The sequence below is a fragment of the Geodermatophilus sp. SYSU D00697 genome, assembly GCF_054050175.1.
In genome coordinates, this window is the sequence record NZ_JBJGYV010000023.1 from 16,274 (window position 1) to 42,828 (window position 26,555).

The 26,555-nt window shown below is 75.9% G+C and carries 24 protein-coding genes; 11 read left to right on the forward strand and 13 right to left on the reverse strand.

Annotation, left to right across the window (positions count from 1 at the left end):
• Window positions 1-9: 9 nt before the first annotated feature.
• From ACI79C_RS18340 to ACI79C_RS18350, 3 genes are all read left to right on the forward strand, one after another.
• Complete coding sequence (locus ACI79C_RS18340) at window positions 10-969, forward strand: trypsin-like serine peptidase (RefSeq protein ID WP_456947116.1); 960 nt, start codon at window positions 10-12, stop codon at window positions 967-969.
• A gap of 1 nt (window position 970) precedes the next feature.
• Window positions 971-1,897 (forward strand): hypothetical protein, encoded by a 927-nt coding sequence (locus ACI79C_RS18345; protein ID WP_456947117.1) that lies wholly within the window; start codon window positions 971-973, stop codon window positions 1,895-1,897.
• Window positions 1,898-2,606: 709 nt separating this feature from the next.
• Window positions 2,607-2,810 (forward strand): hypothetical protein, encoded by a 204-nt coding sequence (locus ACI79C_RS18350; RefSeq protein ID WP_456947118.1) that lies wholly within the window; start codon window positions 2,607-2,609, stop codon window positions 2,808-2,810.
• A gap of 241 nt (window positions 2,811-3,051) precedes the next feature.
• Here the strand turns inward: ACI79C_RS18350 and ACI79C_RS18355 are convergent, their stop codons facing one another.
• Both ACI79C_RS18355 and ACI79C_RS18360 read right to left on the reverse strand, forming a co-directional pair.
• Window positions 3,052-3,810, reverse strand: coding sequence for an AfsR/SARP family transcriptional regulator (locus ACI79C_RS18355; RefSeq protein WP_456947119.1), 759 nt, complete (start codon window positions 3,808-3,810; stop codon window positions 3,052-3,054).
• A gap of 90 nt (window positions 3,811-3,900) precedes the next feature.
• Window positions 3,901-4,107 (reverse strand): hypothetical protein, encoded by a 207-nt coding sequence (locus ACI79C_RS18360; RefSeq protein WP_456947120.1) that lies wholly within the window; start codon window positions 4,105-4,107, stop codon window positions 3,901-3,903.
• Window positions 4,108-4,339: 232 nt separating this feature from the next.
• Between ACI79C_RS18360 and ACI79C_RS18365 the strand changes: the two genes are divergently transcribed.
• The gene (locus ACI79C_RS18365; protein WP_456947121.1) at window positions 4,340-4,801 is read left to right on the forward strand and encodes a Fur family transcriptional regulator; all 462 of its coding nucleotides are present in this window, start codon (window positions 4,340-4,342) and stop codon (window positions 4,799-4,801) included.
• The gene (gene katG, locus ACI79C_RS18370) at window positions 4,798-7,017 is read left to right on the forward strand and encodes a catalase/peroxidase HPI (protein ID WP_456947122.1); all 2,220 of its coding nucleotides are present in this window, start codon (window positions 4,798-4,800) and stop codon (window positions 7,015-7,017) included. Before ACI79C_RS18365 ends, katG begins: the two co-directional genes overlap by 4 nt.
• A 108-nt stretch (window positions 7,018-7,125) precedes the next feature.
• On the opposite strand, the gene ACI79C_RS18375 is transcribed toward katG, so the two are convergent.
• Together ACI79C_RS18375 and ACI79C_RS18380 are read right to left on the reverse strand one after the other, a co-directional pair.
• Complete coding sequence (locus ACI79C_RS18375) at window positions 7,126-7,716, reverse strand: RNA polymerase sigma factor (protein ID WP_456947123.1); 591 nt, start codon at window positions 7,714-7,716, stop codon at window positions 7,126-7,128.
• Between the two features lie 150 nt (window positions 7,717-7,866).
• Window positions 7,867-10,911, reverse strand: coding sequence for a BTAD domain-containing putative transcriptional regulator (locus tag ACI79C_RS18380; RefSeq protein ID WP_456947124.1), 3,045 nt, complete (start codon window positions 10,909-10,911; stop codon window positions 7,867-7,869).
• Between the two features lie 244 nt (window positions 10,912-11,155).
• On the opposite strand from ACI79C_RS18380, the gene ACI79C_RS18385 reads away from it, so the two are divergent.
• The 5 genes from ACI79C_RS18385 to ACI79C_RS18405 are packed head-to-tail and all read left to right on the forward strand — an operon-like array spanning window position 11,156 to window position 15,300.
• Window positions 11,156-11,374: a hypothetical protein gene (locus ACI79C_RS18385; protein WP_456947125.1), complete on the forward strand. Its 219-nt coding sequence runs from the start codon at window positions 11,156-11,158 to the stop codon at window positions 11,372-11,374.
• Between the two features lie 40 nt (window positions 11,375-11,414).
• On the forward strand, window positions 11,415-12,689 hold the full coding sequence (locus tag ACI79C_RS18390) for a cytochrome P450 (RefSeq protein WP_456947126.1): 1,275 nt from the start codon (window positions 11,415-11,417) through the stop codon (window positions 12,687-12,689).
• Complete coding sequence (locus ACI79C_RS18395; protein ID WP_456947127.1) at window positions 12,686-13,351, forward strand: hypothetical protein; 666 nt, start codon at window positions 12,686-12,688, stop codon at window positions 13,349-13,351. Before ACI79C_RS18390 ends, ACI79C_RS18395 begins: the two co-directional genes overlap by 4 nt.
• Window positions 13,348-13,896, forward strand: a complete 549-nt coding sequence (locus ACI79C_RS18400; protein WP_456947128.1) for a hypothetical protein — start codon at window positions 13,348-13,350, stop codon at window positions 13,894-13,896. The genes ACI79C_RS18395 and ACI79C_RS18400 overlap by 4 nt, the downstream gene beginning before the upstream one ends.
• A gap of 3 nt (window positions 13,897-13,899) precedes the next feature.
• Window positions 13,900-15,300, forward strand: coding sequence for a Dyp-type peroxidase (locus tag ACI79C_RS18405; protein WP_456947129.1), 1,401 nt, complete (start codon window positions 13,900-13,902; stop codon window positions 15,298-15,300).
• 438 nt (window positions 15,301-15,738) lie between these two features.
• On the opposite strand, the gene ACI79C_RS18410 is transcribed toward ACI79C_RS18405, so the two are convergent.
• The 8 genes from ACI79C_RS18410 to ACI79C_RS18445 all read right to left on the reverse strand — a co-directional run bounded on the left by ACI79C_RS18410 (window position 15,739) and on the right by ACI79C_RS18445 (window position 22,777).
• A complete protein-coding gene (locus ACI79C_RS18410) occupies window positions 15,739-16,191 on the reverse strand; it encodes a hypothetical protein (protein ID WP_456947130.1) in 453 nt (150 codons plus the stop codon).
• A gap of 153 nt (window positions 16,192-16,344) precedes the next feature.
• A complete protein-coding gene (locus ACI79C_RS18415) occupies window positions 16,345-17,004 on the reverse strand; it encodes a response regulator (RefSeq protein ID WP_456947131.1) in 660 nt (219 codons plus the stop codon).
• A complete protein-coding gene (locus tag ACI79C_RS18420; RefSeq protein ID WP_456947132.1) occupies window positions 17,001-18,185 on the reverse strand; it encodes a sensor histidine kinase in 1,185 nt (394 codons plus the stop codon). The genes ACI79C_RS18415 and ACI79C_RS18420 overlap by 4 nt, the downstream gene beginning before the upstream one ends.
• Before the next feature lie 74 nt (window positions 18,186-18,259).
• Entirely contained in the window at window positions 18,260-18,793 is a 534-nt protein-coding gene (locus ACI79C_RS18425) for a cupin domain-containing protein (RefSeq protein ID WP_456947133.1), read from the reverse strand.
• A gap of 106 nt (window positions 18,794-18,899) precedes the next feature.
• Window positions 18,900-19,409, reverse strand: a complete 510-nt coding sequence (locus tag ACI79C_RS18430; protein WP_456947134.1) for a hypothetical protein — start codon at window positions 19,407-19,409, stop codon at window positions 18,900-18,902.
• A gap of 287 nt (window positions 19,410-19,696) precedes the next feature.
• A complete protein-coding gene (locus tag ACI79C_RS18435) occupies window positions 19,697-20,773 on the reverse strand; it encodes a lysophospholipid acyltransferase family protein (RefSeq protein WP_456947135.1) in 1,077 nt (358 codons plus the stop codon).
• Between the two features lies 1 nt (window position 20,774).
• Entirely contained in the window at window positions 20,775-21,644 is an 870-nt protein-coding gene (locus ACI79C_RS18440) for a patatin-like phospholipase family protein (RefSeq protein ID WP_456947136.1), read from the reverse strand.
• Window positions 21,645-21,739: 95 nt separating this feature from the next.
• Entirely contained in the window at window positions 21,740-22,777 is a 1,038-nt protein-coding gene (locus ACI79C_RS18445; protein ID WP_456947137.1) for a site-specific integrase, read from the reverse strand.
• Between the two features lie 107 nt (window positions 22,778-22,884).
• Here ACI79C_RS18445 and ACI79C_RS18450 point away from each other — a divergent pair, with 107 nt between their 5' ends.
• Window positions 22,885-24,105, forward strand: a complete 1,221-nt coding sequence (locus ACI79C_RS18450) for a hypothetical protein (RefSeq protein WP_456947138.1) — start codon at window positions 22,885-22,887, stop codon at window positions 24,103-24,105.
• Between the two features lie 24 nt (window positions 24,106-24,129).
• Here ACI79C_RS18450 and ACI79C_RS18455 read toward each other — a convergent pair whose 3' ends face one another.
• Window positions 24,130-26,463: a glycoside hydrolase family 65 protein gene (locus ACI79C_RS18455; protein ID WP_456947139.1), complete on the reverse strand. Its 2,334-nt coding sequence runs from the start codon at window positions 26,461-26,463 to the stop codon at window positions 24,130-24,132.
• Between the last annotated feature and the right edge of the window lie 92 nt (window positions 26,464-26,555).

Here is a 26,555-nt window from a genome sequence, read left to right on the forward strand (position 1 = left end):
GACACGACCATGGTGACGATCGGGGTGGACGACCGGCTCCGTGCGATCCGGGAGCGGTGGGAGGCCGGCGGGGAGCAGCGCGACGCCGTCCGGGAGGCGGTCGACCGGCGCGACCTGCGCCTGGTCAACAGCCCCGCGGACCTGGAGGAGCGCCGGGAACGGCTGCGGCGCCGGCACCTGAGGCTGGAGGGCATCGTCGACCAGGACGACTCGGTCTGGCTGAGCTTCTTCGACTGCGGGCTGAAGGCCGCCCGCTCGGTCGGGCGGGTCGTCGAGGCGCCCGTCCGCCGGCCGGTCCGCCCCATCGGGACGGGCTCGCTGGTCACCGACCGCCTCCTGCTGACCAACCACCACGTCATCCGGACGCCCGAGGAGGCCGCCGGGATGGCCGTCGAGTTCGCCTACGAGTACGACGAGGACGGCGGCCCGCGGGCCGAGGACCGGTGGCCGCTGGCGCCCGACGACTGCTTCGTCACCGACCCCGACCTGGACTACACCGTCGTCGCGGTCGTCCTGCGGGACGGCCGGCCGCCCGGCGCGACGTACGGTTCCATCCCGCTCATCGGGCAGACGGGCAAGGCCGTGATCGGCGAGGTGCTCAACGTGATCCACCACCCGGCCGGCGAGCGCAAGCGGGTCAGCCTCCGGTTCAACCGGATGGTCGCGGAGGACGACCTCTGGCTCCGGTACGAGAGCGACACCCGGGAGGGCTCCTCGGGCGCGCCGGTGTTCAACGACCAGTGGGAGATGGTCGCACTGCACCACGGCGGGATCTCGGCGACCGACGAGGAGGGCTTCGAGCTGACCCGGGACGGACGGCGATGGACCGAGGACCTGGGCGAGGACGCGCTGGCCTACGTCGGCAACGAGGGGGCCCGGGTCAGCCGGATCGTGCGCAGCCTCCGCGCGGCCGACGTGCTCCCGGAGCACGGCGCGCTGCTCGCCCCGATCCTGGACGGGGGGCAGTGAGGTGGTCGCCCCCACACTGGTGTTCCTCCACGGCCGGGGCCAGGAGTTCAAGGACCCCGCGACGCTGCGGCGGAAGTGGCTGGCCGCCTTGAACGCGGGGCTGACCGCGGCCGGCGCTCCCCCGCTGGACGCCGGGCGTGCGGTGCTCCCCTTCTACGGCAACGTGCTGTACAAGATCACCGAGGAGTCGGCGGGCAAGGCGCTCCGGCTGGAGAGGACGCGGGACCCCGACGAGCCCGGGCCGTTCCACCCCGCCACCCCCGCCGACGTCGGGGCCGTGGAGCGCGAGCTGCTCCTCGACCTGGCGCACCAGGCCGGGATGGCCGTGCCCCCGCCGGACGAGCCACCCCCGGCAGTGGGACGGGCGCCCGGGCGCGGGCGGCTGCGCGAGGAGGGGCTGCGCGACCGCATCCTGTCCTGGGGCGTGGCGCGGGAGCTGCTCGTCTCGCTGGCCAAGCGCTCACGGGTCGACCAGCTGGTCATCGCCTCGCAGCTGCGCGACGTCGCCATCTACCTCAGCTCCGGCCGGGACGAGGTCCTGCGGACCGTCCGGCGGGCCGTCCCGGACGACGCCCCGCTGGTGCTGGTCTCGCACAGCCTGGGCACCGTCGTGGCCCGGGACCTGCTGCACGACGCCGACGTGCGCCGGCGCACCACCCTGTGGGTGACGCTCGGGTCGCCGCTGGGCCTCGAGGCCGTCCAGAACAACCTCCTCGACCGCGGCCGCCGGCACCCGGGGACGGAGTGGCTGACCGCGTACGACGTCAACGACGTCGTCGCCCTCGGCCACCCGCTGGCGAAGTCCTGGGGTGCCCCGTTGACCGACGTCGAGGTCGAGAACGACACCGATCCGCACGCGATCGCGCGCTACCTGGGCCACGCGGAGGTCGCCGGCCCCGTCGGGACCGCGGCCGCCGGCTCCGCCTGACCCCGGCCCGCCCGCGCGCCCCGAGGACGCGCCGTCGCCCGTGCGCCCCCGGGTGGACGGTGACGACCGCGTGACGGTGTCCCCGCATGCTGCAGACCGGCGCTCCCCCACGTGCCGGAGGTGCTCGGGGCACTGCGAGACCGCGGTGCGCGCCTGGGGGTCGTCTCCGATCCCGGTCCGGCGCCTCCCGACGCCCTCGACCGGGCACTCGCGGCCACCGCCCTCCGGAGCCTCCTGGAGCCCTCCCTGGTGCTCCACGGCCCCGAGGAGACCCCGCGCGTCTTCGAGCAGGCCGAGGAGCGTGCCGGCGGAGCCAAGCGGGTCGTCTCTGTCGGCGAGGACGCCGGCGAGCGCCCCAGGCCCTCCGGGCCGTGCCGCTGGTCGTGCCGCACCCGGCGCTGGTGGCGGCCGTACTGGACGGCGGAGCCCCCCGCGCTCCCTGCGCGTCACGGTCCCCCCTGAGCGCGCGGACGGGGACTGGCGCGCTGCGCTGCGGGACCTGCCGCTGGCGCTGCTGCACGTCCGGACGGCGACTCCGCGGACGTCTTCGCGACCGGCCCTGCGGCGCACGCCGCGACGCTCGGCTCCGCCTGCCCGGCCGGGCCGTGCGGTTCCTCCCATCTGACGCCGGAGAGCACGAGCTGGTGAGGAGCCCGGCCCACGCAGGGACCAGGACCTCCTCGTCACCCCGATCACCGCCGTCTTCCAGATGGACGTGATCGGCTGGGACGTGCTGGCCGGGCGCACCTTCGAGCTGCACGCCGGGTCCAGCCCCTCGCCCACGCTCGAGGACCGGTCCCTGGCGCTGGCACGGACGGTCGCCGCGCTCGTCGCGCAGGTCTCCCCCGCACTGCCGGCGCTCCAGCCGTACCCGCACGACGGCGAGCGGGACCCCGCCCGAGGCCCGCACTGACCACTACAGCTTCCAGCACAACGGCTTCCCGCTCGCCTGGTCTCGGAGGACCTGTTCACCGGGCCCCGGACCAGCGCGCCACCGGCCGAGATGAGCCCCCGCTACCACACACCCGCCGACGACCGGATCGACACCGGGTCCGTGGTGGACGTCGTCCGCCTGGTCACCGCCGCCCGGGTCACCGCCACGCGCTGATCGCAGGCCATCACCCCGAGGTCCCGGCCGGGCCGCCACGGGCACGTCACGACGCGCGGACGCCCACCCGGCAGGAGTCGTGGCGGGATCCGAGGAGACCGCGGACCAGGAGGGCCATGTGCTCGCCGGGCTGTACGCCGAGCTCGTCGGCGATCATCTCCCGGAACCGGTCGTAGGCCCGCAGCGCCTCGACGACGTTGCCCTCGGCGAGGTGGACGCGGATGACCGTCCGGTGCGCGGACTCCCGGAGCGGCTCGGCACGCACGGCGGCGTAGGCGGCCTGCAGCGCGTCGCCGTGGCGCCCGGCTGCGGCCAGGCGGTCGGCGGCCGCTTCGAGCGCGTGCATGCGCAGCTGCCGCAGCCGCTCCCGCTCGAGCAGGACCCAGTCGTCGTACCACCCGGGCAGCAGCTCGCCGGCCAGGCCGACGTCGGGGACCTCGACGTCGGCCAGGCAGGCCCTCGGGTCGCGCACCCGCCGGGCCCAGTCCCCCAGCTCCCACACGTCGACCCGGACACCGTCCGCCAGCGTGAGCGTGCTCCCGCTGACCTCCACCAGGCCGGGCGCCACCTTGTGCAGGCGCCACAGGGCCGACCGCAGGCTGCCATGGGCGTGGTCCTCCGGGACGTCCGGCCACAGGCGCCCGGCGATGGCCGTCCGGGGTGGTCGTCCGGAGAGGCAGATGTGCGCCACCAGTCGCTGTACACCCCGCGGCAGGTCCTCCAGCGACCTGCGTGACGTGCCCTCACCGAGGCACAGGGAGAACCCGTCCAGCAGCGTGACCCATGGGGCCGGGGCGACAGTCACGTGCCACACCTCCTCGCGCACCTCCGGGACGAGGTGCGGGAGACGTCAGGTGCCTCGCAGCCGAGATGCTCGGAGCCGTGCGAAACGGTGTCAATCCGTATCGGTCTGGTCACCCACGAACTCGTCGAGCCAGTGACCGACCGCATCGAGGACCTCACCCGGGGACGAGGCGACGGCGATCGTGCGGTCCTGCTCCGACGCGCCGAGGCCCACCGCGACCACCCGGGCGCGGAACCCGTCGACCCCCTCCTCCCGCCACGCCCGCACGACGAGCGCTGCGCTCCGGTCGTCAGCCACGGCCACCCTTCGCTCGTCTCGACTCCGCAGCGTGAGGCTGCGGACGGTGAACGGGCAGATCACGACCGCCCACCGAGGAGGGACACATCCTTCCCCGTGACCGCGCGTGAGTGCACTCCCCCGGCCGGATGACGTCGACCTCGACGCCCACCGCGCCGGCTCCCACACGGACCGGACGGCCGCCCGGCGCTGTTTCTTGACTTGGTCAAGGAAGGGCCGTCACGATGCCGCTGTGGCGGACACCGCAGACCTCGAGCGCGTCCTGCGCGCGGCCGGTCTGCGGGTCACCCGGCCACGCGTCGCGGTGCTGGACGCCGTCCGTGCGCAGCCGCACCTCGACACCAAGTCCCTGATCGGCGCGGCGCGCGCCCGCCTCGGTGCGGTGTCGCACCAGGCGGTGTACGACGTGCTGCACGCGCTCGTGGACGCGGGCCTCGTGCGGCGCATCCAGCCGGAGGGCTCCGACGCCCGCTACGAGGCCCGTGTCGGCGACAACCACCACCACGTGGTCTGCCGCGACTGCGGGGCCATCGCCGACGTCGACTGCACCACCGGCGCCGCCCCGTGCCTCACCCCTCCCACCGACGCCGGCTTCGTGATCGACGAGGCCGAGGTCCTGTTCTGGGGACGCTGCCCGTCCTGCGCGGCCGGCACTGCCCCCACCCTCCGCACCACACAGAGAGGCACACCGTGAAGGACGAGACCAACAAGGTCCAGACCGAGAGCACCAGCGAGAGCGAGAACCCGGCGATCCCGTCGCCGGAGGCGCACACCGGGGGGCGCCCGCGCACGAACCGGGACTGGTGGCCCAACCAGGTCGACCTGTCGGTGCTGAACAAGCCCTCCAGGGACTCCGACCCGCTGGGCGAGGACTTCGACTACAAGGCCGAGTTCGCGAAGCTCGACGTCGAGGAGCTCAAGCGCGACCTGCGCCAGCTCATGCGCACGTCGGTGGACTGGTGGCCGGCCGACTGGGGCCACTACGGCCCGCTGTTCATCCGCATGTCGTGGCACGCGGCCGGCACCTACCGCATCGCCGACGGTCGCGGCGGCGGCGGCCAGGGCGCACAGCGGTTCGCCCCTCTCAACAGCTGGCCCGACAACGCGAGCCTGGACAAGGCCCGCCGCCTGCTGCTGCCGATCAAGCAGAAGTACGGACGCAAGCTGTCGTGGGCCGACCTACTGGTGCTCGCCGGCAACGTCGCCCACGACGACATGGGCCTGCCCACCTTCGGCTTCGCCTTCGGCCGCGAGGACACCTGGCAGCCCGAGGAGGTCTTCTGGGGTCCGGAGGACACCTGGCTCGGCGACGAGCGCTACGTCGGCGAGGACCCGCTCGACCTCGACGAGGGCCCGCTGGCGAACGTCACCATGGGGCTCATCTACGTCAACCCCGAGGGCCCGAAGGGCCAGCCCGACCCGCTCGCCTCGGCGCACGACATCAAGGTCACCTTCCGCCGGATGGGCATGACCGACGAGGAGACCGTCGCGCTGATCGGTGGCGGCCACACCTTCGGCAAGGCGCACGGGGCGGGCGACCCGTCGCTGGTCGGCCCGGAGCCCGAGGGCTGCCCGGTGCACGGCAACGGCCTCGGCTGGCACAACCAGTTCGGCACGGGCAAGGGCGCCGACACGATCACCAGCGGCCTCGAGGGTGCCTGGACCCCGACGCCGACCCAGTGGGACAACTCCTACTGGGAGACGCTGTTCGACTTCGACTGGGAGCTGACCGAGAGCCCGGCGGGCGCCAAGCAGTGGAAGCCGACCAACCCCGAGGCGCAGGAGCTCGTGCCCGACGCACACATCGAGGGCAAGAAGAACCCGCCGATGATGTCGACGGCCGACATGGCGCTCAAGGTCGACCCCGAGCTGCGCCGGTACGCCGAGCGGTTCCGCAACGACCCCGAGTACTTCGCCGACCAGTACGCCCGGGCCTGGTTCAAGCTGCTGCACCGCGACATGGGCCCGAAGTCCCGCTACCTCGGCCCCGACGTGCCCGGCGAGGACCTCATCTGGCAGGACCCGGTGCCGGCGGTCGACCACGAGCTCGTCGGTGAGGCGCAGATCGCCGACCTCAAGCAGCGGCTGCTCTCCTCCGGGCTGACCGTGTCGCAGCTGGTGCACACGGCCTGGTCGTCGGCGGCGTCGTTCCGCAGCACCGACAACCGCGGTGGCGCCAACGGCGGGCGGCTGCGCCTCGAGCCGCAGATCGGCTGGGCGGTCAACGAGGGCGTCCGCGACGTCCTGCCGGTGCTCGAGCGGGTGAAGGCCGAGTTCGAGCAGCAGACGGGGACGAAGGTCTCGCTCGCCGACCTCATCGTGCTCGGCGGCAGCGCGGCGGTCGAGAAGGCCGCCGCCGACGCCGGCGTCCAGGTCACCGTGCCCTTCTCCCCGGGGCGGACCGACGCGTCCCAGGAGCAGACCGACGTCGAGAACTTCGGCTGGCTCGAGCCGAAGGCCGACGGCTTCCGGAACTGGATCTCGCCGGGGACCAAGCTCCAGCCGGAGACGCTCCTGGTCGACCGCGCCTACATGCTCGGCCTGACCGCGAAGGAGATGACCCTCCTCGTCGGCGGCCTGCGGGTGCTCGGCGCCAACACCGGTGGCGTGCAGCACGGCGTGTTCACCGACCGGCCGGGCGTGCTGTCGCAGGACTTCTTCCGCAACCTGCTCGACCTGGGCGTCTCGTGGGGCACCTCGGCCGAGAGCGAGGGCGTCTACGAGGGCCGGGACGCGGACGGCAACGTCGTCCGCACGGCCACCGCGGCCGACCTGGTCTTCAACTCGAACTCGGTCCTGCGGGGCATCGTCGAGGTGTACTCCTCCGACGACGCGCAGGAGAAGTTCGTGCAGGACTTCGTCGCGGCGTGGGTCAAGGTCATGGAGCTCGACCGCTTCGACCTGCGGTAGGCACCACCTGTCCGGACGCCCCGGCCCGCTCCCCGCGGTCCGGGGCGTCCGCGCGTCCGGGTCCCGCGCGACCGACGTGCCGGCCGCGCGGAGCCCCCGACGAGGTGCTCAGCTCAGCACGAGGTCGTGCACCCCGGCCTCGGCGAGTGCCTCCCGCAGGTGCGCGAGGATCCGGGCACGGGTCGGGCCGATGCTGCCGACCGGCATGCCGAGGCGGGCACTGATCTCCCGGTAGCTCACCGGAGGGCACAGGAGCAGCAGGTCCAGCAGCCGGCGGTGCCGGTCGGGCAGGTCGGCCAGCGCGGCACGGACGAGCAACACCTGCTCGTGCCGCAGCGCGGACGCCTCCGGGCCGTCCGGCTCGAGGTCGCCCGGCGGGCGGCCGCTGCCCCAGGTCCGGTCCTCGTCGCCGTCCACGAGCCGCTCCCGGCCGTTCTGCCGGATGATCTCGAGGCACACCCGCCGGGCGGTCGTCTTCAGCCATCCCGCCACGTGCTCGGGCTCCCGGAGGTCGGCGACGTGCTCGACGAGCCGCAGCCACGTCGTCTGCACCGCGTCCGCGGCCTGCGCCTCGTTGAGGCGGAACCCGCGGACGACCGACCGCAGCAGGCCGGCGTACTCGTCGACGATCGCGTTCCAGGCCTCCTGGTCCCCCTCGGCGGCCCGCGTGACCAGCATGGTGACCCCTGCAGGCTCCATGTCCCGACCCCTCTCGTCCGCCCGGCGCACCACGCCGGCTGGACGGAGGTTCCGGGGGCCGCGCTAGCGGAGCGCCAGCGGGACGGCGGGCGGGCAGGATCGCTGGTCAGGCGCACGGCGCGCGCCCCGGACCGGGTGCACGCGGAGGCGTCAGCGGCGGGCGGCCAGCTGCTGCGCGAGCGCGCGGGTCCGCCGCTGGGGTGGCACCCCGAGCTCGGCCAGCATCTGCTGGCAGCGCCGGAGCGCGCGGGAGGCGTCGACGAGGTCGCCGTCGGCCAGGTGGACGGCGACGAGGAGCTGGTAGGCGTCCTCCGCGCAGTCGTCGGCGCGCAGGGCGCGCTCGGCGAGGGTCCTGGCCGTCTCGGCGTCCCCCCGTGCGAGCAGCAGGTCCCCGGCACGGACGGCGGCGGCGACGAACCTGCTGCGCAGCCGGTCGCGCTCCCACTCCAGCCAGGCCCCGCCGACCACGTCGGCGAGGAGGTCGCCGCCCCAGAGGTCCGCCGCCCGGCGGTAGGCCGCCAGGGCGGCCGAGGGCACGCCCTGCCGCTCCAGGCGGGTGGCCTCGTCCAGCGCGCGCTCGAACTGCAGCAGGTCGATCTCCAGCGCCTCATCGGTCACCAGGTGCAGCACGGGCCCGGCACTCCGGAGGAAGTACGGCGGGTCCAGGTCCCCCCGGTCGGGCTCGAGGACGTTCTGCAGGTAGGCGAGGGTGACCCGCAGGTTCCGGCCGGCCGCCACGTCGTCGAGGTCGGGCCACAGCTCCGCCGTGATGGCGGTGCGGGTCGGCCGGTCGTGGGTGAGCAGGTAGCCCAGGAGCTGACGCACGCGCTCCCTGCGCAGCTCCGGCGCGGTCACGGCCACCCCGTCGCGGCGCAGCTCCAGCGGACCGAGGACCCGCAGGTGCAGCCGTGCGGCCGGCACCGCCGGGATCGTCCGCAGCAGGGAGCGGGCGGTGGCCGCGAGGTCCCGGCGCGCCGTCGCGGCCTGGGCCCGCAGGGACGCCCGGGCCGCGGGGCCGAGCTCCTCGACCAGTGCCCGCCCGGCGTCCTGACCGGCCGCCACGAGCCCCAGGGCCAGCTCGGTCACCCACGGCACCGGGAGGAGGGCGCGCAGCGCCGGCCAGGCGCCGGCGGGGATGGCCGCGACCGCCGCCGTCGTCCCGCGCTCGCGCAGCTCGACGAGGGCGCGGGCCCCGGCGTGCAGGTCGGCGAGGGCACCCGGTGGCGGCTCGGCGTCCCAGCGTTCCCGGACCTCGGGGGTCAGCACGTAGAGCAGGGGCAGCGCGACCGGGGAGGCCCGCACGGCGGCCGAGTGGCGCGCGCCTCCGCGCGCCGGGACCGACCGCAGCATGGCGGCCGCCTGTGCTTCCTCCCCCGTCGAGAGCGCGTGGAAGGCCTCCGCGAGCGCCCCCGCGAGGGGGGCCCACGCGACCGGGGAGGCGCCGAGGATCGACCGCGACGTCGCGAGGAGCCTCCCCGCCTCCTCCCGCCGGCCGAGGACGTCGAGCAGGGAGACCGCGCAGGTCGCGAGCTCCGGTGAGGTCAGCACCTTGGCCGGCTGCATGTCGGCGAGCAGGTACGGCAGCAGTCGCTCCGCCTCGTCCAGGCGCCCCCGGAGGCGGAAGGACTCCAGCAGCAGACACCGGGAGACGCCGTGCATCGTCGTCGCCGTGTGGGACAGCGACCGCCGGGCGAGGACCTCGCCGGTCGCGGCGTCCCCCAGTCTCAGCAGCACGAGCTGGGCGTGCAGCCAGTCCTGCACCGGGTTGAGCGTCGTCCCGGACACCAGACCCGGGGCCGCGAGCGCCGTCCGGACCTCGTCGGTGGCGCGCGCCAGCACGCCCCGCAGGAGCGCGACGAACGCCGGCGCCCCCGGGTGCCCCTCGCGCGCCAGCTCCTCCAGCTGCTGCAGCAGGAACTCCATCCGTCCCCGGTCGTTGCGCCAGAACGCCAGCTGGACCAGCGCGTTCACGCAGGCGTAGCGCACACCGGGAGCGGCCTGGGCGTCGGTGAGCGCCTGGCCGAGGAGCTCCTCGGCCGCGGCCGGGCTGGTCGGCTCGGCCACCATGGCGGCGAGCAGCAGACCCTCGGGGGTCCCTCGCACCTCGCGCGGCAACCGGTGCAGCCACGACTCGAGGACGTCGGTCGGCACCAGCGCGGTGCAGCACTCGCAGACCTCGACGACCAGCCCGCGGACGTCGTCCCACGCGCGGGCGTCGAGCAGCAGCCCCATCGCCTCGTGGTACTGGCCGCGGCTGCGCAGGACGGCGGCCGCGGTCCGCCGTGCGTCGGCCACCTGGCCGGCATCGAGGCGGTGCTGCAGGGCCGCGGCCCACAACCCGTGCAGCGACCACCACCCCGAGCGCGACCGCACGACCAGCGGCAGCCCCTCGAGGAGGGCCCGGAGGTCCACGTCCCGGCCGAGCAGCTCCGCGGCGAGCTCCTCGTCCGCGCCGCCCACGGCGACGAGCAGCGCCAGGGCGGAGCGGCGCTCCGGGGACAGCTGGGTGAGCAGCTCCTCCCAGACGTACCCGCTGACCGCGAAGGGGCCCGCCGTGGCGGTCAGCTCGGCCAGGGCCGGCCAGCCGCCGACGTCGCTGAGCAGCTCCGGCGACACCCCGCGGGTCTCGGCGAACTCGGCCACCTCGTCCTCGCGGAACTGCAGGTCGGCCTCCCGGAGCACCACCGCCCCACCGCTGGCGACGAGGCGGGAGACCGACAGCGGCAGCGGCGGGCGGGAGGCGAGGACGAGGTGCCCGTTGCCCGGCAGCTCCTCGACCAGGTGGCCGAGGAACCGGGCCGCCGGCGACCCCGGGGTCACCAGGTGGACGTCGTCGAGGACCAGCGCGACCTGGCGCGGCGCCGCGCTCCACAGGGCCTCGGCCACCGCGACGGCAGCCTGCCGCGGGTCCTCCGGCACGGGAGCGGAGAGCCCCACCGCGGCGAAGGCGCCCGACGCCAGGACCGACAGCGTCGTGTCGTCCCGCTGGCAGGTCAGCCAGCGGTCCTCTCCCGACGGGGAGAGCGCGTTCTCGCTCACGGCCTGCGCCAGCAGCGTGGTCTTGCCGAAGCCGGCGGGCGCCACGACCGCGGTGAGCGGGCGCTCGAACCGGCTGCGCAGCGGCGCCAGGAGCCGGGGCCGCACGATCAGGTGCCGGCTGGCGAGGGGCGGGGTGTACCTGAGCGCCCGGCTCATGAGCCGACTGTAGGGACCGGGCGACCGTCGGCACACCCGGATCCGTCGCCGCTGACGCCCCGCTGCCCGGGGCCTGCTGATCCCGCGCCCGGTGTATCAGCCGCGGGGATCGGTCCCTCTGTCCCACACCGACGTGGTCGGGACCCACCGCCGTCCCCCTCGGTCCCGGTGCGAGGGCGGGTACCTGGAGGGAGGTGGGCCGGTGAGACGGACGAGTCGCCCCCGGTGGGACGACGGACAGCTGATGGACCTCGCGCTCCGGGTGTCGGACGAGCAGGTCCGGGACGAGGCGGTCCCGCGGTCCCCCGCGGAGGTCCCCCCGGCCGAGCTGTCGGTGGACGACGTCGTCGCGTCGGGACGAGCCGCCTACTGCTGGCTCGACGTGGTCGTCTGGTTGCGGTCCGTCACCCGACACCCGAGGTGGGCCGCCGGAGTATCGACCGATCGTGAGCCGGGTCACTAGCTTGGCCGCTCCCCGACCGGATCCCCGCGACCCAGGGGCGGTGATCGCCGTGCAGGTGTCCCAGGAGCGCGCCGACGCCCCGCCCCCGCTGCTCGTCGACGAGTTCCGGCGGTGGCTGTCGGGCCGGCTGGCGCAGGTGCTCAGCACCAACCGGGTGGCCCGCCTCGGGCCGGTGCGCCGGCACTGGCCCCTGTCCCGCGTCGGGCGGTCGCTGGTCGTGGTGACGCGTCGCGCGGACGTCGACGAGGTGCTCGACCGCACCGAGGCCTTCGCCTGGCCGTACGCGCACCACCTGCCCGGGGCGTTCCTCCTCGGGTCCGAGCCCGCCGAGCACCGTCGGCAGCGCGCCGAGATCGACGCCGTGCTGCGCTGTACGGACGCCGACCGCCTCCGGCGACGGACGACGGCGGGTGCGGAGGCCCGGGTGGCGCACGCCTGCGGCACCGGACGCCTGGAGGTCGTCGCCGAGCTGGTGCAGCCGGTGTTCGACGACGTCCTCGACGAGTACGTCGGGATCCCCGGCCCGGACCGGGAGACCCGCCTGCAGTGGGGCCGTGACCTGTTCGAGCACATCTTCCTCAACCGCGGGGAGATCCCGTCCGTGGCGCAGCGGGCCGAGGTCGCGTGGCGGCGGTGGGAGGCGCACCTGACCTCCCTGGTCGAGGAGGTCCGGCGGACCCCCGGAGGGCCCGACACGCTGGTGCGGCGACTGGTGGAGCGGCAGGAGTCGGCTCCCGGCACCGCGCTGGACGACGCGGAGATCCGCGGCAACGTCATCGGGATGGCCATCGGCTGGCTGTGGCACGGCGCGCGGGCGGCGCTGCTCGGGATCGACGAGCTGCTGGACCGTCCCCCCGCCCTGGAGCTGGCCCGGCGCGCCGCGCGGGGCGGCGACCTGGGCGAGCTGCGCCGCCTGCTGTGGGAGGTCTACCGGTTCCGGCCGGTCCAGCCGCGGCTGCCGCGCCGGTGCACCGCGGCGACGACGCTGGCCGCGGGCACCCCGCGGGCCCGGCCCGTGACCCCGGGCACCGTGGTCTTCGTCGGCACGCACTCGGCGATGTGGGACGAGACCGCCGTCCCGAACCCGGAGGACTTCGACGCCACGCGGGCCGCGGCGCAGTACCAGGTCTTCGGAGGCGGTCCGCACCGGTGCCCCGGGGAGCACGCGATGGGCATCCAGGTCCCGGCGCTCCTGGCCCCCCTGCTGCGCTCGGAGGAGCTGCGGCGCGCGCCCGGTCCCGCCGGGCGCACCCGCTGGGACGGGTTGTTCCCCGGTCGCCTCGAGGTCGAGCTCGGCGAGCGGAGCCGGCCATGAGGTACCGCTCCTTCCCGACGCCGGGCCGGACCGCGGTCGTCGCCCGGGCCCAGGCGGACGCACCCGCGCCGGCGGCGTCCGTGACCCCCCGGGCGGCCGCGCTGCGACCCGACACCGCCGGCCGGGCGGGCATGATCACCGTGCTCACGGCGCTCCGGCCCTTCGGGGGCGTGCGCCTGCGGCTGCTGTTCGCGCTGACCGGCCGGATCCCGGCGCTCACCGGCCTCGGTCCGCTGAAGTCGGTGCACTTCATCCGGTGGACCGTCCTCCCCCGTCCGCCCTCCAACGGCCGACCACAGGTCGCCGAACGGCTGCCGCACGGGGTCCTGCTCTGGGAGACCGTCTACAGCGCGCCGACGGAGCCCTACGTCGAGACGTTCGTGCACGCGGTCGGCTCGAAGGTCCGGAACATCTGGCGCACCTCGTGGGGGTTCCCGGGCACCCGGTCGGTCACCGCGCTGGCGGGCTACATCGGCGAGCTGGCCGTGCCCGGGGCCCACTGCTGGGCGGCCCACCCCGAGGCCACCGTCCGCACCGTCCTCTCGGCGCTGGAGGTGGCGAAGGAGCACCGGTACCTCGCCCGCGCCGCCCGGACCACCACCGCCGAGGAGTTCGCCGTGCTCTACCGCGGCTTCCTCGCCCGACGGGAGGGGGACCTGTGAACCGCACCTGGCCGGCCACCCCGCTCACCGTGCTGACGCCGGTGGTCCCCGGCGAGGAGCGCGCGCTCCGGGAGTCCCTGGCGCGGCTGCCCGTGGCCGGGGACAGCCCCTTCAGCCGGGTGGCCGAGACGCACTTCGCGCGCGTGGTCGTGCTCTCCGGGACGCCCTGGCGGTACCGCGGCCTCCCCCGCCGGACGCGGCCGCTGCGGATGCAGTACCTGCTGTTCACCAGCACCGCCAACCGCCCGCCCGAGCGGCACGTGGAGGACCTCCGCACCGGGCTGGGGCGCGACGCCGACGCGGTGTGGGGCCACTGCGTCGGCTATCCCGGACACGACCGGGCCGCCGAGTTCTGCCGCTACCTGCTGCACAACCGGCTGCCGGTGCACCGGTGGTTCGCCGCGTACGACGCCACGGTGCGGGAGGTCGGCGACGCCCTCGACCTCCGCCGCCGGCACGCGCGGTTCGCGGCGCAGACCCAGGGCTGCGACGACGTGGACCTGCAGGAGGCCTTCCTCACCGAGTTCGCGGACGGCGGGACCTGAGCCATGGACAGCGCGCTCCCCCTGGACGACGTCCAGGGCAACATCCTCAACGGCTACGGCTTCGGCCACGCCGTCCACCTGCTCGTGCACGCCGACACCGCCGAGGCGGCCCGGCAGTGCCTCCGCCGGGTCGAGGGGCGGGTGACGACCGCGGCCCGCTGGCCGCAGGAGGAGCGGCCCGACGCCACCCTCAACGTCGCGGTCACCTACCGCGGGTTCGAGCGGCTGGGGCTCCGGCCGGCGCTCTTGGCCCGGTTCCCGGAGGCGTTCCGCGCGTCGACCCGCGACCGGGCCGCCGCGCTGGGCGACGTCGGGCCCAGTGACCCGCGGGGGTGGGACCGCCACCTGGGCACCGGCCACGTGCACCTGGTGCTGACCGCCTGCACGCGGGAGCGGGACGCGCTGGCGCGGGAACGGGACCGGTGGCGCGGCGAGGTCGAGGCCGTCCCCGGCCTGACGGTCGCCGACGTGCAGGAGACGCACGAGCTGGCCCACCGGCGGGAGCACTTCGGCTACGCCGACGGGTTCTCCCAGCCCGACATCGAGGGCGTCGACCGGCCGAGCAGCCACCGGGCGCCCTGGGACAGCGGCGTCGGCGTCCCCCTGCCGGGTGGCGGGTGGCGGCCGGTACGGCTCGGCGAGTTCCTCCTCGGCCACCGCGACGAGGACGGTCAGGTGGAGACCGAGCCACACCCGGACCTGGTCCGCAACGGCACCTACGTCGTCTACCGCAAGCTCGAGCAGGACGTGCCCGCCTTCCGGGCCCTGCTCGCCGAGGCGGCGCGCCGCACGGGGCTGCCCCCGGAGCTCGTCGCGGCGAAGGTCATGGGTCGCTGGCGCGACGGCACGCCGCTGGAGAGCCAGCCGTACCGCGCTCCGGGCGACCTCAGCGACGTGGCGGTCGACCAGCCGGCCAACGACTTCCGGTACCTGCCCGACGACCGCGACGGTCACCGGTGCCCGCTGGGGGCCCACGTGCGCCGGGTCAACCCCCGGGACGCGCTCGACTTCGGCGGGGCGCTCCGGGACAGCGGCCGGCTGACCGCCCGGCACCGGATCATCCGCCGGGGGATGCCCTACGGGGACCCCTACGACCCGGAGGCCGACGGCGATCCCGGGCGCCGCGGGCTGCTGTTCCTCTGCTTCAACGCCGACATCGCCCGCCAGTTCGAGACCATCCAGGTGCACTGGTGCAACGACGGCGACAGCTTCGGGCTCGGCGACGACCGTGACTGGTTCGCCGGGGGCGCCGGGGGGAGCGACAAGATGACCATCCCGATGCCCGAGGGGCGCCCCCGGTTCGTCCCGGTGCGACCCGACCTCGTGGTGACCCGCGGCACCGAGTACCTGTTCGCCCCCGGCATGCGCGCGCTGCACTCCCTGGCCGAGGGCGTCTTCGGTTAGCCGGAGGCGGGCGCGCATCGACGTGTTGGCGTATCCGGCGGGCAGCGAGGTGCAGGGACGAGCGCCGGCCGGGAGAGGCGGGCACCGGTCCTCGTCGCGGCCGAGGTGGACGTAGACGACGCCGTCCGCGGGGTCGTAGATCTTCATCGGTTCGCCTTGTCGGAGTCGCCTGCGGCGCGGGACGCGGGGTCCGCGCCGGCTGGTCGGGGAGTCGACCCGGGCGCCGAACCGGCCGCCCGTGGATCGGACCGACGGGAGGGCGCCGCTGATACCGACGCCCGGCAACGTCCCGTTCCCGCTCCCCCACGCGCACCGCTCGGCCGGCGTCAGGGGCACCGCGCCCGTGGACCGGCCGGCCGCACCGCCTCCGGCCGTCGTCGCGGGCGCGTCCGGCGACAGCGGCACGCCTGAGCGCCGGGCCCTGCCCCTCGGCGGCCGCTACCGGCGGAGGGCTCCCTCCCGGGGTCGCCGGTCGACGTCGGCGGCGCCCACCCGCAGTCCCGCGACCTCGAGCTCCAGGAGGAGGTCCTCCAGACGCACGAAGCCGCGGGGTGGGGGGCCGTCGTCCTCCCCGGTGAACGCCGGCAGGGAGCGGCGCTCCAGCACGTCGGTCGGGATCCGGACGCCCGCGACCGTGATCGACTCCGGGACCGGGGTGGTGCCCAGCGCGGTGAGGGCCTCCGGCTCGGCGCACTTCTCCTCCACGGTGAACTGCACCGCCAGCTCCGGCGTCTCCCGGCCGTCGGCCACCTTGTGGCCGAGGCCGATGGAGCAGACGTTCGGATCGTCGAGGTAGCACTCCCCCTCGGTCCGGATGAACCGGCGGAGACCGGTGAGCAGTGCCTCGTAGGGCACCTGCGGGCCCTCGCGACCGAGCTCCTGCGCCGACATGGGCCACTCCCGGGTGCGGTTCGGGTGGAGAGCCTGCGGCGGGGACCGGCCACTCCCCCGAGCCGGTGGCCGGTCCGCGCCTGCACCGGACGGAGTGCCGGGCGGGGCCCGCTGATACACGCGCGGCCGGTCGGTCCCCCTCGGAGGGCGGGCTCACGTCCCCGGGACGACGAGCCCGGTCTCGTAGGCCAGCACCACCAGCCGGGCGCGGTCGCGGGCACCGAGTTTGGTCAGCAGCCGGGAGACGTAGGTGCGCGCCGTGGCCGGGGAGAGGAACAGCTCCCGGCCGATCTCCTCGTTGGACAGGCCCCGGCCCACGAGGGCGAGGACCTCCGTCTCCCGCCCGGTGAGCGCCTGCAGCGGCGTGTCGTCCACCGTGGCCTGCAGCCGGTCGGCCAGGGACCGCAGCACCGTCCGGGTGACCGAGGGCGACAGCAGCGACTCGCCCGCGGCCACGACGCGGATCCCCTGGCGCAGGTCCGTCGGCGAGACGTCCTTGAGCAGGTAGCCGGCCGCGCCGGCGCGGATGGCCTCGAACACGTGCTCGTCCTCGTCGAAGGTGGTGAGCACCAGCACGCGGACGTCGCGCAGCTGCGGGTCCGCGACGACCTCGCGGGTCGCCTGGAGGCCGTCCATCTCCGGCATGCGGACGTCCATGAGGACGACGTCGGGGCGCAGTTCGCGGATGCGGGCCAGGCCCGCGCGACCGGTGCCGGCCTCGCCGACGACGGTGATGTCGCCGTCGTGCTCGGCGAGGGTCCGCAGACCCGTGCGCACGAGCTCCTGGTCGTCGACGAGCACGACCCGGATCACGGGTCCAACCTCACCGGCAGCACCGCGCGCACCTCGAATCCGCCGGTCGCGCTGCGCCCGGTGGTGAGCTGCCCGCCGAGCACCTCGGCCCGCTCCCGCATGCCGGCCAGCCCCTGACCACTCCCCGCGGACGACGGCCCGGCCGGGCGACCTCCGGGACCGTCGTCGGCGACCACCAGCTCCAACCGGTCCCCCCGCACGGTGGCGGTGGCCGCCGCGTGGGTGGCTCCCGAGTGCCGGATGACGTTGGTCAGCGACTCCTGCACGATCCGGTAGGCGGCCGCCTCGACGGCCCGGTCCAGGTGGACCTCGCCGACGCTGACGTCGAGGTCCACCACGACCCCGGCCTCCCGGGCGGCGTCGGCCAGCCGCCCGAGCCCGGCGAGGCCCACCGCTCCGCGTTCGACGTCACCCCGGGGGGACCGGAGGAGCTTCACCGTGGCCCGCAGCTCCCGCAGCTGGGCGGAGGTCGCCAGCCCGATCTGCTCGACCGCCCGCCGGGCCACCTCGTCGTCGCGGCCGATGGCCTCGGCGGCGACGTTGCCGTGCAGGGCGATCACCGACATGGCGTGGCCGACGGAGTCGTGCAGGTCCTGGGCGATGCGCACGCGCTCGGCCTGCAGCCGGCCCTCGGCCTCGCGAGCCTGCTCGGCGGCCGCCAGCGCCCGCAGCCGCTGCTGGGAGAGCCGGGCCTCCCGGCGGGCACGGACACTCACGCCGAGTGCGATCGCCGCGGCGGCGAGCGCCACGTTGGTGAGGAACTCGTAGCTGAGCAGGTACCTGGTGGGCAGCCCCTCGGCGACCCGGGCCCAGGCGGCCACGGCGACCAGGACCGTCCCCGCTGCGACCGCCCAGCGGAGGGCACCGACGTCGGCCGCGCGGTAGAGGGCGGCGACGGCCGGCAGGACGATGCCGATGGGAGGGAAGCCGAGGGCGTAGTAGGCGAAGACGCAGGAGACGGTCAGCACCAGGACCAGGCGAGGAGCGCGGCGACCCGCCAGGGCCAGGGCGCCGAACCCGACGGCGAACACGTGGGCGCCGAGGGTCGCCCGGCCGGTCCCCTCCAGGTCGGCCGCGATGACCAGCGCCACGGCGAGGGTCTGCGCCGCGGCGAGCAGCAGGTCGGCCCGGCGTGGGTCCACCTCGTCGCCGTGCGCGGAGACGTCCCTGGGATCGGGCACGACGTCAGGGTAGGAAGCCCGACGGGTCGGCGGACGTCCTCGCGCGTCGGCGCGGCGACCGCCCGAGGGGACCCTCACCGTCGCGCGGGCGCCCACAGCCGGAGGCGGAGCCGGTGGGCGCGCGCCAGCAGTCGCCACACCGGTTCCTGCACCAGGTCCGGGACGCCGTGGACGGCGAAGGGCAGGCCGTGGCGCACGTTGATCGTGGCCAGCAGACCGATCGGTGGGAACCGGCCGCTGCCGGCGAGCGCACGGAACTGTTCCTCGAGGGGCCCGGCGGGGGTCTCCCGCATGCGGATCCGCGCCGGCTCGTCGAAGGGGTTGGCGAAGCCGTGGGTCACCCCGGGAGGGACCGTCACCGTCTCCCCCGCGGTGAGCACACGGGTGTCCCGGCCGACGACCACCCGCAGCCGTCCCTCGCGCACGGTGAAGGTCTCGGTCTGCGTGCGGTGGCGGTGCCGCGGCGGGCCGGCCAGACCCGGCGGGAGGAGCGCGTCGACCTCGAGTGCGGCGCCGCCGTTGTCCTGACCGGAGGCGAGGACCCGGATCGTCTCGCCGGTCGGCAGGTGCAGCACCCGCAGGTCGGGGCCGGACGGGGTCGCGGTCATGCTGTGGGCTCCTCGCTGCCGGGCGACGACCGGGACGGGCTGCGTCCGGCCCCGCGACGGCCGACCGCGGGCCCGGTGCGGCACAGCGGCACGGCCACGACAGCGGTCACCGGCCGGCACCGACCGGCTCGGCCGCAGCCGGGACCCGGGCGGTGATCCGGACCCAGCGCAGCAGCGCGGTGAAGGTCAGCGCGGCGGTCAGCGCGCCGCCGGCCAGGCGCACCCGGTGGCCGGCGACGAACTCGCCGGCGACCTGGCGCAGGTACTCCGGCGGGTGCGTGCCGGCCGGGTCGACGAACATGATCTCGTTGCGCGGCCAGGAGAAGAGCACCGAGAACACGAAGTCGCAGGCGACGAACACCGCGGCCGCGCCGAGGACCCACCACCGCAGGCGCGGCTCCCGCCACGTCAACACCGTCGCGGCCAGGCCGCTGACCACCACTGCGGCGCCCAGGGGCGGGAAGTAGTCGCTGGGACCTCCCGCGACCAGGAACGCCCGGGCCCGGTCCAGCGACGCCGGGGGGTCGCCGAAGATGTTCGGGTAGAGCATCACGGTCTCGGCGGCGACACCGCCGAAGGACAGCATCGCGGTCCACACGACGGCGACGAGCGCCACCGTAGTGAGTCTCGTGCGCGACATCTCCGTGCGTCCTCTCGCTGGTCGTCTCGGCGCCCCGGCGGGTCGCCGTCGCCCCGCGACGCTAGGTGGCGCCGGTGCCCGGGGTCTGCCGCCTGACGACGGCGACCGGTGTCGCTCCTCGACGTAGGGCACCACGCACCCGGGACGCCCTCCGACGACACCACGGACCCGGCCCGCGTCGCCGGCGGCGGCCCCCGGGGCCTCCCGTGGTCGTGCGGACGTCGGGCCGGCGGCGCCACCCGCTGCCGCCCGGGCTCGTGAGCTCAGGTCGGGTCGGGCGCCGGCGCATCGGTACGCCGTCCGCCCCGCTCGAGCTGCGCTGCCGCCGAGGTGGCGGCGATCCAGGCGTCGATCGCCTCCCACCACCGGTAGAGCCAGTCGGTCAGCTCGGCCTCGTCCCGGGGCACCTCGGCGGCCGGGATGAACCACCAGCGCAGGTGCAGCGTCTTGTCCATGGGCAGGCTCCGCCACAGGTCCCGCACCGTGCTCAGGTGCTCCAGGCCGGTGTGCGCCACGAGGACGACGTCGGCGTGCGGAGCCGCACCCAACGCCGCGACCACCCCGCCCGGACGCGGGGGCAGCAGGTGCCGCATCGCCTCGGCCCGGCGGACCGCCGACAGCAGCCCGCGGTCGCGGAGCCGCTGGATGGCGCGGACCTTGCGCCGCGGGGTGAAGTTGGCGCCCTCCGGGAAGATCAGCAGCGCGTCCTCCTCGCCCAGGTCGCGGGCGAGGTCCGCGATCGCCTCCTCCGGGCCGGGGCCCACCGCCGGGTCGGCCGGGACGAAGTGGTTGGGCAGCCGGTTGAGGTAGACGTCGATCAGCGGGTCCAGCTGCAGCAGGTCCTTGAGCACGATCCGCGGCCGGCGCAGGTGGTCGCGGTCCATCAGGGTGTGCACGAGCAGGAAGGAGTCGCCCGGGCCGGCGTGCCGGGAGAGCACGACCATGGCGTTCGTCGAGCCGGGCACCCCGTCGTCCAGCGGCGACCAGGACTCGCCGTCGGTGACCAGGCGCAGCGCGAACAACCGCTGCGCCGCCCGCATCAGCACGTCGAGCAGCAGGCGCAGCACGGTGTAGTGGGCGGCCCGGAACGCCGGGGCCGACAACCGGCGACCGAGCCCGCTGAGCACCCAGAGCACCGCCGCGACGGCGAGCCCGGCCACCTCCAGCGCCAGGTAGACCAGGCCGAAGCACAGCAGCCGCAGCGCGCGCCAGCGCCCCGGCAGGAACACCGAGGCGAGCACGGCCACGACCACGAGCACGGGCAGGAGGGCGACCGCGGCCACCAGCGCGCCGATGAGGAGCGGGCCGGTGACGCGGCGGACGCGCCGTGGGGGCAGCACCTCAGGCTCCCCCGTCCCGGCGCCCGTCGACCTGCTCGAGGTGCTCCCGGGCCGCGGCGTGCGCGCGCTCGATCCGGGCGGGCACACCGGAGAAGTCGCGGTAGCGCAGGGTGCCCGTCGCGGGCGGGCCCGGGTCCCCCGAGGGCAGGACGTGCACGGTGACGCCCGGTGGCAGCGCCGCCAGGTCCGCCGCGAACCGGTGCCGCCGCGCGATCTCGAAGGCCACCAGGGCGACCTCCCACGGCCGGGTGGGCGGGCGCAGCGGACGGTCGATCCGCCCGACGTGCAGCACGTAGACCGTGGCGGCGCCGAGCGCGACCGCCCGGCCGACCGGGATGCTGTGCACCAGCCCCCCGTCCAGGTAGTGCTCGCCGCCGACCTCCACCGGCGGCAGCAGCCCGGGGACGGCGCAGGAGGCGAGCACCGCGTCGACCAGGACGCCGTCGGTGAACCAGCGCTCGGCGGCCCGCTCGATGCTGGCCGCGACGCACTGGAAGGGCACCCGCAGCTCGGCGAAGGTCTGCACCGGCAGGTGAGCCAGGAGCAGGTCGCGCAGCGGCTCGCGCGGGTGCAGGTGGGTGCGGGTCCGCACCAGGGTGCCCACGCGGGCCAGCACGGACCCGGCGAAGACCCGCTGGGAGGCCAGCTCCTCCCAGACCGCGCGCAGCCGGTCCACCGCGCCCGGCGTCGGGTCGGCGGCGACGAGCGCGCCGTTGATGGCCCCCACCGACGTCCCCACGACCAGGTCGGGCCGGACGCCGTGCTCGAACAGCGCCTGCAGCATCCCGACCTCGGCCGCCCCGAGCACTCCCCCGCCACCGAGCACGAACGCGGTGCGGTCCGGCCCGGCCGACACCCCTGGCGAGGCCATGCGCCGCATCCTGTCACCCACGGCAGGACGGCAGCAGCCACGGGCAGCACCTCGCGCCGAGCCGCCCCGGGTCCTGGCGCCTGGACCCGGGCCGCTCAGAGACCGAGGCGCGCGGACGCCGGGTCCGCCCAGCGGCTGCTGGAGTCGTACCCCCGCATCGTGGTCACCGAGGCCCACCGGCCCGTCCGGGCCAGCTCCCGCTCGCTGACGCCGGCCCGGTACCCCTCGGTCGCGAAGGACCGGCGCAGGCTGTGGGGGCTCAGCCCCTCCAGGGGGACGCCGGCCCGCTCGGCGGCACGCCGCAGGACCAGCCGCACGGACGACCTGGCCATCCGGGTCTGCCCGATCCGGGGCCGGGCGCCCCGCCCGACGCTGCGGAACAGCGGCCCGGCACCGCCGAGGTCCGCCGCGTCGACCCACGCGTGCAGCGCCCGCACCGGGCAGGTCCGCGCCCGCACCCCGGGCGCCAGGGCCAGCACCTCGCCGGCCCCCTCCTGGTCGGTCTTCGACCAGCGGATGGTGACGTCCAGGCCGCCGTGCCCGGCCGGGGACAGGTCGGTCACGTCCAGTCCGCAGACGTCCGAGGCCCGCAGCCCGAGGGCGAAGGAGACGAGGATGAGGGCCCGGTCGCGCAGGCCGGCCACCCCGTCCGGGAGGTCCTCGACCAGCGCACGGATCGTCTGGGTGTCCAGCGCCCGGGCCTTCCTCGGGCGACGGCCGTCGCGGGCCGCGGTGCGCCGGATGCCGCGGAGCACCTCACGCGTGCCGGCGTGCTCGGAGGGGCTGGGCTGCCCGGCCTCCCGGTGCGCGTGCGCGATGCCGGACAGCCGGCGGGCGATCGTGCGCGGGCTCGCCCCCGCGTCGCTGAGCGCCGCCAGGTAGGCCGCCACCGCGGCGTCCGCCGCCGGCAGCGGGACGAAGCCACGCTGCTGCGCCCAGGCGGTCCAGGCGCGGAAGTCCGCGTCGTAGGCCCTCCGGGTCGACTCGGCCTTCGCCGCGGTGAGGTAGCGCCCCACCGACTCCACGTCGCCGGGGAGCACCAGGCCACCCGCCGCCGCGCCCACGGGCGCGCCCGGCAGGGCTGCGGCACCCGACGGCACGACTTCCCCGGCCGGGCCCACGGCACGCTCCATAACAGTTGATTATGGAGCGCTACGGCCCCCCGTGCCGTTGGCCCACTGCCGGGAAAGGACCGTTCGTTCGTTCGCGCAAACGGACGAACGGACGCAGACTCGACGCCATGACCGCCGGCACGGCCACCTGCGCCTATCCGGACTGCGACCGCCCCGTGGCCCCGCCCCCGCCGACCGGGGGCCGCTCGTCGTACTGCTCACGCCCGGACCACAACCGCACCACCGCCTTCGCCGCCCGCCGCGCGGAGGCGGCCGGGCGCGCACCCGCCGCGCCGGGGACGCCGGCCGCCCCGCCGTCGGGACCGCGCCCCGCAGAGATGCTGACCGAGGTCGCCGACCGGCTCCGCCAGACCCTGGCGGAGTTCGAGGTCCAGGTGGGCCGTGCCGGGGAGGTGCTGACCAGGGCCGCCGACGCGGAGCTGCTGGAGGTGGAGCGGGCGGCCGTCCGCGCCGACGCACGCCGCGAGGTCGCCGAGGCCGAACAGCGTGCGTCCCTGGCCGACCGGGTGCGCGCGGTCGCCGAGGGGGCGACGCGCGAGGCACTGGAGGGAGCGGCGCGGGCCGAGGCCGACGCGGCCGGCGCCCGGGACGAGGCCACGGCCGCGCGGGAACGGGCGGCCACCGCCCGCGAGGACGCCGACGCCGCGCAGGCCCTCGCGCAGCGGGCGCGCGCCGATGCGGCCGCCGCCGGAGCGGCCGCGGACGAGGCGCAGGCGGGGCGACGGGACGCCGAACGACGACGCGACGAGGCCGTGCGCGACGCCGCGGCCGCCCGCAGCGAGGCGGCCCGTGCGGAGCAGGAACGGGACCGCGCGCTCGCCGAGGCCGCATCGGCCCACGAGCGGGCGACGTCCGCGGAGGCGGCGCGGGACGGTGCCCTGGAGGCCGAGCGCGCGGCCCGCGCGGAGACCGCGCGCGCACGGGCCGACGCCGCACGAGCGGTCAGCCGCGCCGAACAGGCCGAGGCGGCCGCCCAGCTGGAGACCACGGCCGCGGAGGGCCGCGTCCAGGCGGCGGAGACGCGAGCCGATGCCGCGGCGCAGCGGGCGAGGGAACAGGAGGACCGCGCCGAGCGCGCCGAGCGCCGGGCCGAGGAGAGCCGGCGGGACCGCCTGCGCGCGGAGGAGGCGCGGGACCGGGCACTCGCCGACGCGGCCGCAGCACGGGCTTCCCTGGCCGCGTCCTCCCACCCGCCGGAGGAGCCGAGCGGGGACGCGGCGCGGACCGGCGAACTGCCGCACGAGGACGAGTCCCCCGGCGCCCCGGTGCCGGGAACGTCCGGTGGGCGCAGCGTCCCGGATGCCCGCCGACGAGGTCGCCCCCCGTGAGCGGAGCGGCGGGCGGCACCCCCCTCAGGTGCGCGGTTCCCGCCCGACCGGCTGCCGCGGCTCGTCGAGCACGGGGGTGGGGGCACGGAGCGGCACCCGGACGGGGGCTCCGGCCTCGACCGACCGCGGGGTGCCGTCCACGACGACGGTCACGGGACCCTCGCCGCGCACCAGCGTGACCGTGGTGGACTCCCGCGTCGTCTCGACGCGGAGCAGCCGGCCGCGCCAGGTGACGGAGTAGGCGGTGCGCGAGAGCGAGGACGGCAGCAGCGGGGCGATCTCGAGGTCCTCGTGGTCCTCCCGCAGCCCGCCGAGACCGGCGACGAAGGCCAGCCAGGCTCCGGCCACGGAGGCCATGTGCAGCCCGTCGGCGGACCCGCCGGTGACGTTGCGCAGGTCCACGAGGGCGGCCTCGCGCAGGTAGCGCAGGGCGAGGTCGGGGTGCTGCGCCTGGGCGCACACGACCGCCTGGACGGCGGCCGACAGCGAGGAGTCCCGGACGGTGCGCGCCTCGTAGTACTCGAGGTCGCGCGCCACCTCCTCGGCGGTGAACTCGTCCCGGCACCACCACAGCGCCTGCACGAGGTCGGCCTGCTTGAGCACCTGCCGCCGGTAGAACGTCGCGTAGTGCTGGTGCTCCTGGACCGGGTAGGCGTCGCGCTGGTCCTCGAACGGCCACTCCCGGTAGGTGGTGAAGTTGGCGTTCGACGGGTGCACGCGCAGGCCCTCGTCCCACGGCAGGTGCACGGCATCGGCCGCGGCCCGCCAGGCGGAGGTCTCGGTGGCGTCCACCCCGAGCTCGGCCGCGCGCGCCTGGTGTCTCTGGCAGGCGTCGGCGGCGCGCCGGAGGTTGGCCCGCGCCATGAGGTTGGTGAAGACGTTGTCGTCGACCACCCCGGTGTACTCGTCCGGCCCGGTCATGCCGAACAGGTGCCATCCCCCGGCCGCGTCCTCGTGGCCGATCGACATCCACAGCCGCGCGGTCTCGACGAGCACCCCCAGGCCGCCGACGTCGACCAGGTCCCTGCCCGTGACGTTCTGGTAGAGCCAGAAGGCACGGGAGATGTCGGCGTTCACGTGCATCGCCGCCGTGCTCGCGGGCCAGTACGCGGAGACCTCGCGCCCGCTGATCGTCCGCCACGCGAAGGCGGCCCCCGCCAGCCCCAGCGTCGCGGCGCGCTCCCGGGCGGCGTCGAGGGTGGCCGAGCGCCAGCGCAGCAGGCGTGCCGCCGACTCCGGGCGCAGCAGCGTCAGGGCGGGCAGGACGAACCCCTCGACGTCCCAGAAGGTGTGGCCGCTGTACCCCATGCCGGTCAGTCCCTTGGCGCCGACGGGGGCACGGGAGATGCAGGCGGCGGAGCAGTGCAGCTGGAAGACGGCGTAACGCAGCGCCTGCTGGAGCTCGGGGTCGCCGTCGACCTCGACGTCCGCGCTGGCCCACAGCTCGTCGAGCGCGGCCCGCTGGCCGGCGAGCAGCCCCTCCCACCCGAGGTCGAGGGCCGAGCTCAGGGCGGCCGACGCCTCGCCGAGGACGGAGTCGGACCCGGCGTCGTAGGACCAGCTGTAGCCGACGGCCTTGACGATCGTGATGCCCTCGCCGGGGAGCAGGTCGGCGGCGACCGTGGTGACGACGTGCTGCTCGTCGACGTGGGTGCGCACCCGTCCGCCGTCGACCTGGTGACCGACCGCGGCGGCGACGGTGATGCCCGAGCGGCGCGTCCGTTCCACCAGGGCGCCACCGGTCGCGTTGCCGATCTGCGCCCGGGGCTCGAAGGCCTCGTCCAGACACTCCGCGACGCGCGGGTCGTCGTTCTCCACACCCGTCGGCGTCACCTCGCCGGCCGCCAGGTCGGACCGGACGACGACGTGCGCGGGCCCGTCCAGCACGCGGACCTCGTACCGGACCGCGCACACCGACCGCTCCGCCAGGGACACCAGCCGCCGGGAGGACACCTCCACCGACGTGCCCGACGGCGTCGTCCAGCGCACGCGGCGGTCGAGCGTGCCGGTCCGCAGGTCCAGGGTGCGCTCGTGGACCTGCGGGTCGACCTCGCGCGCGTCCAGCGGGACACCGTCGACCAGCAGGCGCAGCGGCGTGCCGTCGGCGACGCTGAGCATCGCCTGCCCCTCCTCGGGGTGCCCGTAGCCGCCCTCGGGGTAGGACAGCGGGTGGGTCTCGTGGACCCCGGACAGGTAGGTGCCGCGCATGCCGTGCGGCTCGACCTCGTCGAGCGTGCCCCGGATGCCGAGGTAGCCGTTGGAGAGACTGAAGACCGACTCGGTGACACCGAGCGTCTCGAGGTCCACGTGCGGCTCGCGGACCACCCACGGGGCGGTGTCCAGTCTGGGGGCGGTCACGCGCGGTCCTCTCGGGAGAACGATCAGGGCGCCCGCGGCGCCCCGCTCCCGTCCTACCGGTCGGGACGCTCCGGCGCGATCTGTGCCGACGG